This window comes from Dyella ginsengisoli LA-4, from assembly GCF_000334915.1.
In the GTDB taxonomy this organism is placed as follows: domain Bacteria; phylum Pseudomonadota; class Gammaproteobacteria; order Xanthomonadales; family Rhodanobacteraceae; genus Dyella_A; species Dyella_A ginsengisoli_A.
On the sequence record NZ_AMSF01000021.1, the window covers coordinates 1 to 12,685 of the forward strand.

The 12,685-nt window shown below is 67.3% G+C and carries 10 protein-coding genes; 5 read left to right on the forward strand and 5 right to left on the reverse strand.

Annotated features, from left to right (window positions below):
- From C693_RS21265 to C693_RS0106490, 4 genes are all read right to left on the reverse strand, one after another.
- Positions 1-2,190 (reverse strand): TonB-dependent receptor (locus C693_RS21265; RefSeq protein ID WP_017461441.1); only part of this gene is annotated, 2,190 nt, incomplete at its 3' end.
- An 869-nt stretch (positions 2,191-3,059) separates the two neighbouring features.
- Positions 3,060-3,533, reverse strand: coding sequence for a hotdog fold domain-containing protein (locus C693_RS0106480; RefSeq protein WP_017461442.1), 474 nt, complete (start codon positions 3,531-3,533; stop codon positions 3,060-3,062).
- Between the two features lie 67 nt (positions 3,534-3,600).
- Positions 3,601-6,075, reverse strand: coding sequence for an acyl-CoA dehydrogenase (locus C693_RS0106485; protein WP_017461443.1), 2,475 nt, complete (start codon positions 6,073-6,075; stop codon positions 3,601-3,603).
- A gap of 33 nt (positions 6,076-6,108) precedes the next feature.
- A complete protein-coding gene (locus tag C693_RS0106490) occupies positions 6,109-6,993 on the reverse strand; it encodes an alpha/beta fold hydrolase (RefSeq protein ID WP_043598517.1) in 885 nt (294 codons plus the stop codon).
- Positions 6,994-7,135: 142 nt separating this feature from the next.
- On the opposite strand from C693_RS0106490, the gene C693_RS0106495 reads away from it, so the two are divergent.
- The 5 genes from C693_RS0106495 to C693_RS0106515 all read left to right on the forward strand — a co-directional run bounded on the left by C693_RS0106495 (position 7,136) and on the right by C693_RS0106515 (position 11,632).
- A complete protein-coding gene (locus tag C693_RS0106495) occupies positions 7,136-7,714 on the forward strand; it encodes a TetR/AcrR family transcriptional regulator (RefSeq protein ID WP_017461445.1) in 579 nt (192 codons plus the stop codon).
- A 126-nt stretch (positions 7,715-7,840) separates the two neighbouring features.
- On the forward strand, positions 7,841-9,625 hold the full coding sequence (locus C693_RS0106500; RefSeq protein WP_017461446.1) for a phosphoenolpyruvate carboxykinase (GTP): 1,785 nt from the start codon (positions 7,841-7,843) through the stop codon (positions 9,623-9,625).
- 113 nt (positions 9,626-9,738) lie between these two features.
- Positions 9,739-10,287 (forward strand): RNA polymerase sigma factor, encoded by a 549-nt coding sequence (locus tag C693_RS0106505; protein ID WP_026107227.1) that lies wholly within the window; start codon positions 9,739-9,741, stop codon positions 10,285-10,287.
- A complete protein-coding gene (locus C693_RS0106510) occupies positions 10,284-10,709 on the forward strand; it encodes a hypothetical protein (protein WP_017461448.1) in 426 nt (141 codons plus the stop codon). The genes C693_RS0106505 and C693_RS0106510 overlap by 4 nt, the downstream gene beginning before the upstream one ends.
- Before the next feature lie 17 nt (positions 10,710-10,726).
- The gene (locus tag C693_RS0106515; RefSeq protein WP_017461449.1) at positions 10,727-11,632 is read left to right on the forward strand and encodes a DUF4097 family beta strand repeat-containing protein; all 906 of its coding nucleotides are present in this window, start codon (positions 10,727-10,729) and stop codon (positions 11,630-11,632) included.
- A gap of 82 nt (positions 11,633-11,714) precedes the next feature.
- Here the strand turns inward: C693_RS0106515 and C693_RS0106520 are convergent, their stop codons facing one another.
- Positions 11,715-12,626, reverse strand: coding sequence for a hypothetical protein (locus C693_RS0106520; RefSeq protein ID WP_026107228.1), 912 nt, complete (start codon positions 12,624-12,626; stop codon positions 11,715-11,717).
- Positions 12,627-12,685 lie beyond the last annotated feature (59 nt).

Sequence of the window (12,685 nt, forward strand, 5' to 3'; positions counted from 1 at the left end):
GCGGGAGCCGGCGGGCGCCCCCACTGCCGGCAAGCCGCCGGTCTGGCAGGGTGCCGGGCTGCCGTTGGGTCCGTTGAAGAAGTAGTCGTTGTAGTAGTCGACCTGGTCGGTCGAATCGGCGTGCTGCCGGGTACGCGCGATGTGCACGCCGAAATTGCCGCGGAAGCGCTCGGTCTTGAAGTTGGCCTGCAGGTAGCCCGAATAGATCTTCTCGTCGACGTTGTAGACGAAGTTGTTCTCGTTGCGGGTCTGCATGTCGCCGTAGGTCTGGTTCAGATAGGCGATGTAGGCCGGGTAGTTGATCGCCGGGAAGGCGCTGGCGCGGATGCCGCCGGCGATGTCGCCAAGCGACTGCCCATACAGGAACTGCGGCTGGAACACCGAGGCATTCGGGTCGCAGCCGTTCTGGAAGCGGTTGTCGTAGTTGGAGGGATCGGTGCCCTGGCAGACCCAGTAGTTGTTGCCGGTGCTGCGATGGGTGCCGCCGTCGCGGTACTTCACGCCGAACTGCAGCGAGTCCAGCCAGTTGCCGTAGGCGAGCCAGGTGAAATCGGCCTGGGCGTACTTCTGCCGGGTCGCATTGCGTGTCCAGGAGGAACCGGTCGAGCCGAGGTCGATCTCGCCGATGCCGTTCTTGAGGTTCTGCAGCAGTTCCGGCGAGAACGTCATCGTCGGCGTGCCGACCAGGCTCCACGCACTCATGTAGTTGCCGAGGTCGTAGTCGCCCGTCGCGTTCTGGCGGCGCGGCTTGATCGGCACCGAGAGCTGCAGCTGCGGTCCGCCCTGGGCCCAGGTCCGGCCGGCCTTGAAGCTGGCGTTGAACGACTCGCCCTCCCATTCGCCACCGAGGTCGACGGTCTGCGACAACGCGTGTTCGCGGTTGTAGCTGCCGGTGATCTGCGGTGTTGGGATGGTGCAGTCATCCGGGCCAAAGCCGCCGGTATTGGTCAATCCACCTGCTGCCGCCTCGGCACTGCTGCAGTAGTAGGTCTTGCCCGGATGCACCGAATAGTTGGCGCCGGTGACGATGGTGCCGCTGGGATCGAAGGTCAGCCCGTCGAGCATGCGGCCACCGGGCCAGTTGCCGTCGCCGTTGTATCGGGCCAGGTTCCATTCCGGGATCTTCAGCGTGTTGGTCTGCGAGTCCTGCGACAGGTCGAAGCGGAAGTAGTTGGCCGTCAGGGTGAGCTGGTCCACCGGCCGGAACTGCACGGTCAGCTGCCCGCCCTTGCGCTCGCGCTGCTCGTCCTTGATGTTGAGATTGACCGAGGTCGGCATCGCGAAATTGCAGTAGTAGCCGCAGCCGGTGGGCGAACCGTTGACGAAGGGGCCGGTGTACGGGTGGTTCTGGTCGTTGAAGCCTGACTGGCCCCACCAGTAGCCGGTCATGCCCGACGGCCTGCCGTTGACGTCGGTGGCCGGGTGCGCGTCGTAGTTGTCGCCGTACCACTGCCAGTTCTCGGTACTGGCGCCCATCGTGCGCGTCGTGCGTCGCTGGGTGGTGTAGCCGACGAGGATACCGAGGCGGTCATCCTTGTCGTGCCAGGAATACAAGCCGGAGAACTGCCCGTCGGTCTTCTTGGTCGTGTCGGCCCAGGTACCCTCGGCGGAGACGAAGCCGGAGTTCGCCTTCATGTCCAGCGGACGGCGGGTGTGCAGGATCACGGTGCCACCGATCCCGCCCTCGTCGATGCGCGCTTCCGGCGTTTTGAACAACTCGGCGCTGGAGAGCATGTTCGACGGCAGCAGCGTGTAGTTGAACGAGCGCGTCGGGTCGCCGTTGGATTCGGCCGTGGCGATGTAGTTGCCGTTCAATTCGGTCAGGGTCAGCTCCGAGGACAGACCGCGGACGCTGACGTTCTTGCCCTCGCCACCGTCGCGGCTGATGATTACGCCGGGCACGCGCTGCAGCGCGTCGGCCACGTTCTTGTCGGGAAACTTGCCGATGTCTTCTGCCGTGATGACCTCGACGACGGCGTTGGCTTCGCGCTTCTGGTCCAGGCTCTTCTCGATCGAGTAGCGGTAGCCGGAGACCGTGATCTTGTCCAGCGAGACCACCTTGTCCTGCTTTGCCTTCTTGTGCGTTGCCTTGCCCTGTTGCGCCTGGCTCTGCTGGGCCTTGTTCCCGGCATCAGCCTGCGCCTGGGCTCCCACGCAGTACAACGCCGACAGCACGGCCACGGTCAGCATCCTGGCCGGCACGGATTGACGTTTCATATCTATCCCCTTGGATCTGGATCAGCACGACTCCAGAGCAGCCGCCCCTTGGCCCGCCCCTCCGAAGCATTCACAGCCCCTGATTTGAGACGTGGAATTTAGATCGATCTAAATTCCACGTGCACGAACCGTATCCGAAATTTCCTCGGGTGTAATGCTGCGGCGCACTGCAATGGCGCGAGCCATCCCGGACGATTACCGCGCCAAACCGGGGAGGGGCATGGGTGACGACGAGTTCATTCGCACCGGAGTGCGTCCACCGCGTCGTATCCGTCTTGCCTGGCTTGGGAGCGACATCCGCTCCACACATGAGCCAATGCGTACAACGCCGCACGCGATGGCTCGCCACGCACCCACGCAGCGCCGATCCAGCTCGACCAGGCGGTGCGGGACCTGCGCGAGCGACATCTGCTCAACGGCTCGGCAAGAGCACTACACGAGCATTTGCACGGCGGCCGTGACGCGAGCCAGCCACCCTTCTCCTGCGCCAGCTCGTCGCCAACGATCGCCGCTGCCGGCCAGACTGGATCCCTTGCAGAGCCGTGAGGAACAGCCGAGTGCCGTGTTCGCTGTCTTGGTCGCGGGGTGCGCCATGGCAAGCCGTGCATCGGCGGGGGCTGAAGCCCGGGATCGATGACCTGGCGCGACGCGGGACCCGCGTCAGCTTGCCGATCGTCCGTACCGACTGGACGGCCAATGCGGAGCGCCGGCTGCCTATCCAGCCCCACTCGCTGCCCGCGATGGGCATCTCATGGCAAACATCAGCGCCAGCCTGGACATAGCGCTGCGGCGCGACTGATTGTGGGATGAGCAGCCGCTGCACCAGAGGACCGACTGGCTCCCTAGCCGCGGGATCGGGGCGAAACCCACATCCGTACCTCGGCTTCGAACACCGCCTCGCCGGCGCCATCGGTCACCCTCACCGCGACCGGCCACTCGTAGCCGGTCGCGATCGAAGGCGCCGGGGCCGTGGTTACCGCGGTCGCGTGCAGCATGCCCACGGCCTTCTTCAGATAGCGCACTTCCATGCCCTTGGGGATCCAGCGCATGTCTGCCGGGATGGTGGCGTCGGTCATCACCCCGGCACTGAGTTCGGCCATGTTGCACAGGGCGATCGCATGCACGGTGCCGATATGGTTGTGCACGCGGCGACGGTCGCGGATGCGCACCACGCAGCGACCGGGAGCCAGTTCCACGAAGCGGGGCGCGATGGTGGCGAAATACGGCGCTTTCAGGCACACCGCGCGCGAAAACAGCCAGTGGCCGCACGGCCAGCGGGTGATCCGGCGATACAGCGCAAGCACGCTGGATGACATGACCCTCTCCCCATAGCAGGACAGCGGCCCGCAGGCCGCTGTCCATGGATCGAACCGAGCGCGGATGTTATGCCGCGTCGGCCAGCCCCTTCGGCGCCGATTCGCTGTGCACCACCGCGGCGCGCAGCTCCTTCGGGTCGAAGTCGTCCACCGAGATGAACTCGAAGGTGCCCTCGCGCACGCGCCTGAGCAGGGCCGCCTCGCCATCGGTGATGACTCCGGCCTTCACCGCCTCGAGCAGCTGCTGGTTGTATTCGTGCGAGACGAACTGGCCGGACTTCTGCGCCTTGAGGAACTTGCGCTCGACCGGCTCGGCGGCGATCACATCGGGCAGCAATGCATTCATGCGGCCCACCGTGTTGTTGGCGCTGGGCGTGAGGTAGGCCCACTCGGTGAGGCGGTCGCGGGCCTCGCCCGGCGCGGTGATGATCGCCGCGACACGGCGGCCGAGGCGGTCGGACGGCGGCACCTCGCGGCGACCGAACGGGAACACCAGCACCCGCAGCAGCCAGCCCACCGGCTTGACCGGGAAGTTGCGGATCGCGCCATCCAGCGCCATCTGCATGCGCCACACGCACTCGTGGAACGCCCAGGCCAGCAGCGGCCGATCCGCCTCGGGGCGGCCGGTGTCCTCGTAACGCTTGAGCATGGCGCTGGCGATATAGAGGTAGCTGAGCACGTCACCGAGGCGGGCGGACAGCTTCTCCTTGAACTTCAGCTTGCCGCCGAGCACGCCCATGAACACGTCGGCACACAGCGCGAGCGCAGCCGAGTAGCGGTTGAGCTTGCGGTAGTAGCGACGGGTGTAGGCGTCGCCGGCCGCATCGCCGATCGCCGAGCCGGTAATGCCCAGCGTGAAGGCACGCACCGCGTTGGAGATGCCGAAACCGATGTGGCCGAACAGCGCCCGGTCGAACGCCTTCAGGCGGTCGCCGTAGTCGGCGATCGACAGCGACTGCATCTCCTTCAGCACGTATGGATGGCAGCGGATCGCGCCCTGGCCGAAGATCATCAGGCTGCGCGTCATGATGTTCGCGCCTTCCACCGTGATCGCGATCGGTACGCCCTGCCAGGCGCGGCCGGCGTAGTTCTTCGGACCGAGCTGCACGCCCTTGCCGCCGTGCACGTCCATCGAGTCGCCGGCCACGACGCGGCCCCACTCGGTGGCGTGGTATTTGGCGATCGCCGACGGCACCGCCGGCTTCTCGCCACGGTCGACCGCCGCAGCCGTGGCGCGCGACAGCGCCGCGGTGGCATAGGTCAGACCGCCGATGCGCGCCAGCGCCTCCTCGACGCCCTCGAACCGGGCCACCGCCAGACCGAACTGCTTGCGCATGCGCGCGTAGGCACCCGTGGCCGCCACCGCCATGCGCACGCCACCCGTGGCGTTCGACGGCAGCGAGATGGCGCGCCCGACCGAGAGGCACTCCACCAGCATGCGCCAGCCGTGACCGGCCATGTGCGGACCGCCGATCAGCGTGGTGAGCGGCGCGAACACGTCCTTGCCGTGCACCGGGCCGTTCTGGAACGGGATATTCAGCGGGAAGTGGCGACGGCCGATCTCCAGCCCCGGCGTCGTGCGCGGCAGCAGGGCCAGGGTGATGCCGAGATCTTCCTTGTCGCCGAGCAGGTGGTCCGGGTCGTACATGCGGAAGGCCAGGCCGACCACGGTCGCGACCGGCGCCAGCGTGATGTAGCGCTTGTCGAAGGTCAGCCGGATGCCCAGCGTCTCGACGCCATCGACCATCTGCTTGCAGACGATGCCGTAGTCGGTCAGCGAGGTCGCATCGGAACCGGCATACGGTCCGGTAAGGGCGAAACAGGGGATCTCCTCGCCCACCGCCAGGCGCGGCAGGTAGAAGTTCTTCTGCTCGTCGCTGCCGTAGTGCAGCAGCAGCTCGGCCGGACCCAGCGAGTTCGGCACGGCAACGGTCGAGGCAACCGTCGCGGACATCGTCGCCAGCTTCTGCAGCACCGCCGAATGCGCCAGCGCGGAGAACTGCAGGCCACCGTACTGCTTGGGAATGATCATGCCGAAGAACCTGTTCTTCTTGATGAAGTCCCAGACCTCCGGCGGAAGGTCGCCCAGCTCGTGGGTGATCTGCCAGTCGTCGATCATCGAACACAGCTGCTCGACCGGACCGTCAAGGAAGGCCTGCTCTTCCACGCTGAGCTCCGGCTTGGGCTGCTTGAGCAGCTCATGCCAGTCCGGCTTGCCGGAAAACAGCTCGCCCTCGAAGCCGACGGTGCCGGCCTCCAGCGCGGTCTGCTCGGTATCGGAGAGTTTCGGCGTGACCTTGGCGAAGATCTTCAGCAGCGGCGCGCTGATCTGGCGGCGACGGAAGGCGGGCATCAGCAGCGGCACGGCAATCACCGCCTCGATGATCAGCAGGATCACCGTGGTCAACGGCGCATGGGCAAGGACGCCGACCGCCAGGGTGGCGATACCGGTGGCGATCGCCCAGGTGCGCAGACTGGTTCGGTGGTAGGCACAGGCGCCGGTGGCGACCAGCGCGGCCAGCAGGGTCAGTAACACGGACATCTCGACACCCTCGTTGCAGGTTGCTGTTGCGGTTCAACCAGCCGCCATGCCCTTACGGGCATCGCGGCGATCCAGATTGCGGACGAACGTTGCGATCTCGCGCGTGAACGCGTCGTTCGCATCGCCCGCCAGCATGTGCGTGGCTGCCGGAAGCTCGGCATGGCGAGCGTGCGGCACCAGTTGCAGGAATTCCTCGACCGTGGCGCGCGACACCACGTCGCTGCGGCCACCGGACAGCAGCAGCAGCGGGACGTCGACCTTCGCGGCGGCGGCCAGCAGGCGTGGCTGGTAGCGCTCGCTGTCGCTGACCACGCCGGCCAGCAGCGCCGGATCCCAGTGCCATCGCAGGCGGCCGTCGTGGCCTGCGCGCAGCAGCGGTCGAAGCTGGTCCTCGGTCTTGCGCTCGCGCCGCTGCGGCATGTACTCGGCGATCGCTTCGGCCGCATGTGCGTAGTCCGCGAATCCATCCGGGTGCGCTTGCATGAAGGCGAGGATCCGCTCCACGCCGGCCGCTTCCCAGCGCGGCGTGATATCCACCAGCACCATCGCGCGGAACGGCGCAGGCCGCCGCTCGCCAGCGACCACCAGGCCGAGCAGACCGCCCATCGAGGCGCCGATCAGGATCGGCGCTTCCGGCTGCGCAGCGGCCACGATTGCCAGATCGGAGGCGAATTGCTCGATGTGGTACCCACCACCGGGCACGCGGTCGCTCTCGCCGTGGCCACGGCTGTCGAAGCTCACGCAACGGCACCCCTCTGCCGCCAATGCCGCGGCGCTTCCTGCCCAGGCGCCCCGGGTCTGGCCGAACCCGTGGGCGAACAGCAGCACCGGCCCGCCACCAGGGCCGCAAGTCTCCACCGCCAGCTCGAGGCCGTCGGGAGTCGTTAGGCGGGCAATGCGGGAATCGGCCTCAAACATACGCTCGAGTATGGATTTTGCCTGGGCCTGGCGTCAACCCGCGATGCAGCATCGGGCCGTCGCGCCGGGGCGAGCACCCTGCCAGCGGCGGACTTGGCGCGTCGCACATTGCAAAGAGGGGGGCGCGGGCTACCATACGCCGATGAATGCAAACGCCAAATCCGAACGGACCCGCCTCAGCGCCGAGGACTGGGAAGAAGCCGCGCTCCGGCTGATCGCCGAGCAGGGCGTCGGCGCCGTAGCTGTCGAGGCCCTCGCCCGGCAGCTGGGGGTGACCAAGGGCAGTTTCTACTGGCACTTCCGCACCCGCGAGGCGCTCGTGCAGGCCTCGCTCGAACGCTGGGAGCTGTATGGTGAACGCGAGATCATCAGCCAGATCGAGGCCATCCCGGACCCCCGCGTGCGGCTCCCCGAGCTGTTCCGCCGCGTCGCCCATGAGCTGCAGCCGCACCGCGTGTATGCCGCGCTGCTCAAGGCGCTGGATCACCCACAGGTGACCCCGGTGATGGCCCGTGTCTCCCAGCGACGCATGGAGTTTCTCAACACCGCCTACCGGGAGGCCGGTATGCCGCCCGCCGAGGCGCTCAATCGGGCCCGCCTGACCTATGCCGCCTACGTCGGTTTCCTGCAGCTCAATTTCACCCTGGGCCTTCCGCGGATCACCCATGAGGAGTTCGACGCCTACGTCGAGCACATGATCGCGACCCTGATCCCGGCCTGAGACCTGTTCCACCCCCGCAAAACGGCGCCCACGGGCGCCGTTTTTGCTGCACCCTTCCTTGCAATGCCAGTGCACGTAAACTAGCGTGCGCGCTTCTTTTTCTGGCAAGACCACGGTGAGGAGCACATGGCAAGCACGCTGCAGGCATTGGAAAGCTGGGTCAACGAGACGGCTGCGCGCACGCGCCCGGCGCGGATCCACTGGTGCGACGGTTCCGATGCCGAGTACGCCGCCCTGGTGCAGCAGATGCTGGCCAGCGGCGACCTGATCGAGCTGAACCAGGAAACCCATCCCGGCTGCTACCTGCACCGGTCGAACCCTTCCGACGTGGCCCGGGTGGAGCACCTCACCTACGTCTGCCCGCCGAACCGCGAGGACGCCGGCCCGAACAACCACTGGATGGACCCGGCCGAGGCGCACGCGAAGATGGATGCGCTGTTCGACGGCTGCATGGAAGGCCGCACCATGTACGTGATCCCCTATTGCATGGGCCCGATCGATTCGCCGCTGTCGCGCTGCGGGGTGGAGATCACCGATAGCCCGTATGTGGTGGCCAACATGCGCACGATGACCCGCATGGGTGCGGCCGCGCAGGCGCGCATCGAGCGCGAGGGCCACTTCGTGAAGGGACTGCACTCCACTGGCGAGCTGGACCCGGAGCGCCGCTTCATCATGCACTTCCCCGAGGAGCTGGCGATCCAGTCCTACGGCTCGGGTTACGGCGGCAACGCCCTGCTCGGCAAGAAGTGCCACGCCCTGCGCATCGCCAGCCACCAGGCGCGCCGCGAGGGCTGGCTGGCCGAGCACATGCTGATCGTCGGCATCGAGACCCCGGCCGGCGAGACCCACTACATCGCCGCCGCCTTCCCGTCGGCCTGCGGCAAGACCAACCTGGCCATGCTGATTCCGCCCGAGGGCTATCGCCAGGAGGAATGGAAGGTGTGGACGGTGGGTGACGACATCTGCTGGATGCGTCCTGGCGAGGATGGCCGTCTCTATGCGATCAACCCCGAGGCGGGCTTCTTCGGCGTAGCTCCCGGCACCAGCGCGAACAGCAATCCCAACGCACTGGCCAGCATTGCGCGGGACACCATCTTCACCAACGTGGCCGTCACCGCGGACAACCAGCCGTGGTGGGAAGGCTTGCCCGGCGAACCGGTCACCGACTGGCAGGGCCGCCCCTACGATCCGGCCAACGGCCCGGCCGCTCACCCCAATGCCCGCTTCACGGTGAGCGCGCGGCAATGCCCCACCTGGTCGGAGAAGGCCGAGGACGCGCAGGGCGTGCCGATCAGTGCGATCGTCTTCGGCGGTCGGCGGCCGTCGCTGCTGCCACTGGTGATGCAGGCGCGCGACTGGACCCACGGCGTGCTGATGGGCGCCGCGATGGGCTCGGAAACCACCGCCGCGGCCACCGGTGCGGTCGGCGTGCTGCGCCGCGACCCGATGGCAATGAAGCCGTTCTGCGGCTATCACTATGGGGACTACTTCGCACACTGGCTGTCGCTCGACCAGCCCACCGCGAAGCTGCCGGCGATCTTCCACGTCAACTGGTTCAGGAAGGGCGAAGATGGTCGTTTCCTCTGGCCGGGTTTCGGCGACAACCTGCGCGTGCTCGAGTGGATGATCGAGCGGGTCGCGGGGCGGGCTGACGGGCGGGAGACCCCGGTGGGGGTAGTGCCTTCGCCTGGCGAATTGCGCTTCGAAGGGCTCGACCTGTCGCGGCAGAGCCTGGAGGCATTGCTGGCAATCGACGAGGAAGGCTGGCGACAGGAGATGGAAGCGATCGGCGGCTACCTGCGGGAATTCGCTCCTCGGCTGCCCGAGGCGCTGCTGCGCGAGCAGGCCCGGATCGCCGCGGCACTGGCGCAGGCCTCCGAGGCACCCCGGCGCAGCGTCGCTTCGGCGTAGGCCTTGGTCCGTCCGGTCGCCACCGCGGCCGGACGGACGATTCAAACCCTTTGCCCGGGTGGCGCATCGAAGCTGGCAAGATGAGCACCGCCTGCCTCGCCACCGGATACCCGATGACGCCCGCGATGACCGCACCGGCCCCCGACACGGAGGATGTGCGCGCCGCCGCCAGCGGTGATCGCGTGGCTTTCCAACGCCTGTACCGCCGGCACGTCGATCGCGTGTACGGTGCGTTGCTTCGCCTGGCCGGCTACGACCATGCCCGCGCCGAAGACCTTACGCAGGATGCATTCGTCCGGGCCTGGCAGAAACTCGCCGAGTTCCGCCACGAGAGCGCCTTCGGCACCTGGCTGTATCGGCTGGCGGTGAACGTGGCGCTGATGGACATCCGCTCGCGCGGAGCCAACCCGGTGGGTTTCGTCGACGAGGATTCCCTGCCGGAGCAGGGCGACACACCGTTCTGTGCCGCCGAGCGGGATGAACTTGAGCGCGCGATCGGCAAGTTGCCGCCGCGTGCACGGGCAGTGCTGGTGCTGCATGACATCGAAGGCTGGAAACACGAGGACATCAGCCGGGACCTGGACATGGCCGTCGGAACCTCCAAGGCGCAGTTGCACCGTGCCCGCGCCCTGCTGCGCAAGCTTCTGGGAGAACCCGCATGAACGATTTCGAATGGCGCCGGCGAATGCGCGACCTGGGCCAACCGCAAGCGCCGGGCCGTGACCTCTGGGCCGGCATCGAGCAGGCGATCGACGCCGGTCGTCCGGCCACACCGAAAGGCCGGACTCCATTGCGGGCGACATGGTTCTTCGCTGCCGGGCTGGCAGCTGTGACCGTGCTCGCGATCGGCCTGGCACGGCTGCAGCCGGCGCTGCCCCCGACGACGCCGGACATCGCCGCCAGCAGCCGCTGGAAGCCCGAGGATCCGCGCCTGGCCGGTGCCGCGATCGAGCTGGGAGCTGCCCAGATCGAACTGCGTCAGGCCATCGCGCAGGCCCCAGATTCATCCGCGCTGCAGCGCCTGCTCGAACGTACCGAACAGCAACAGTCACGCCTGCGCCAGCTGGGCCACGACGCGGGCTGAAGCCCCGGAGCATCCCGATGAAGACATTCCGCTATCTGACCCTGCTTGCCGCACTCCATGCCGGAGCTGCATGGGCCGACACACCGCTGGATCTGACCCACGCAGCCACACCGAAGGTCCGCGTATCGATCAGCAACATCAAGGGCGAGGTCAACGTTACCGCGTGGGACCGGAACACCGTCCACGTCGGCGGCACGCTGGGCGACGGCGCGCGACCGCTGGAGATCACCGGGTCGGACGACGACCTCGAGATCAAGGTCCGCGCGCAGGGGCACTCCGGGCTGCTCAACTGGGGCAGCGACAACGCCATGGGGGCGAGCACGCTTGATGTGCAGGTTCCACGCGGCGCGTCGCTCGACGTGAGCGTGGTGAGCGCCCCCCTGAGCATCGACGGGATCGACGGCGGCACGATCGAGGTGAACTCGGTGAGCGGCCGCGTCCGCATCAATGCGCGAACCCCCAAGCTCAGCGTGGACAGCGTCAGCGGCAGCATCGAGCAGGCCGGTCACGCGGCGACCGCCGATCTGCAGACCGTCAGCGGCGACATCCTCGCCCCGGTCCTTGGCGCCGAGGCCCGGCTTGAAACGGTATCCGGCAAGGTCCAGGCGCACGGCGGCCCGTGGAAGAAAGTCACGCTCAGCACCGTTTCCGGCGACGTGGACGTTGCCGGCGACATGGCCGCGGACGGCAAGATGGACATCGACAGCATGAGCGGCGACGTCCAGGTGTCGTTGCCGCCCGGTGTGTCCACCTCGATCCACGCCAGCAGCTTCAGTGGCAACCTTCGCAGCGCTTTCGGCACGGCCAAGCGCAACGATCACGGACCGGGCAGCGAACTCGACGCCACGGCCGGCAGTGGCGATGGCCGCATCGTGATCGAGAGTTTCAGCGGCGACGTGCGGATCCGCGCGGACGAGCACTGAGACGGGCCCAGCCGGGCGCAAAAAAAATGCCGTCGCGACGCGACGGCATTTTCATGGGGTCCGCAGAACCGGATGCCGGAACTCAGAGATCCTGGTGGTACTGGACGTACGGCGTCCTGGACTGATCGGGTTCGGGACCGACCGGCGTGCTGGTCGAAGAGCCGGACGACCAGAGATTCTGCGCACCTACGCTCAGCTGCCCCTGCCAGGGAAGCTTCCAGGTCACGCCGAAGTCGATGCTGCTCCAGCGCCGATCCGGGCTGTAGGCACCGGGGATGCCAGCCGAAGGCTGCATCACGCGCCCCACCAGGCTGCCGCTGAGCGGGCCGCGGTCGATACCGAAGCTCAACGCCTTCTGGTCGAGCGTATCGATGCCCATCAGGTTGCCCGGGAGCAGATGGATGCGCCCCACGCTGGCACCGAGGTCGATACCGCTGCTGGCATCGAGCGCCACGCGGCCACGGGCATTCAGCTGGGTGCTGCTGCCGAACGAGGACAACCCGTTCACGCCCGGAAGCGCGCCCGGCAGCACGCGCGGCAGGCGCGCGGCACTGTTCACGGCGTCGGCACCCATGCTCAGACCGAGGCTGTAACGGCCGGCACTGTAGGTCGCGCCGACTTCGCTACCGAGCACCCGATAGGGGGCATTGACCCAGGAATGCTCGGTGACTCCGGCGTGGGCCTGCAAGGACGGGCTCAGCCGGTAGAGCACCCCGTTGGTAGCGACCGCGCCGGCATCCACCACGCTGAAAGCCAACGGGGCATCCGCAGCGGTGACACCGGCCGGCTGCCGCCCGCCCCCCAGCATGAGCACCCGGCCGTCGGCACCCCGCCACAGCGGCACCGCTACACCGGGAGACACCTCGGCCACCTGATCCGCCTGCCCGGACAGCAACTGACCGGCAAACTGGTCGTTCCCGGGCAACGCCTGCGCGGCCGCCGAAAGCGGCAGCAGCAGAAGCAGAAGCACAGCGAGGGCAAGCGGGCGGCGCATGACGGCAAAAAGCACACCAAGTTGAAGATGGCGATCAGTATATCCCTTTTTACGTTTTG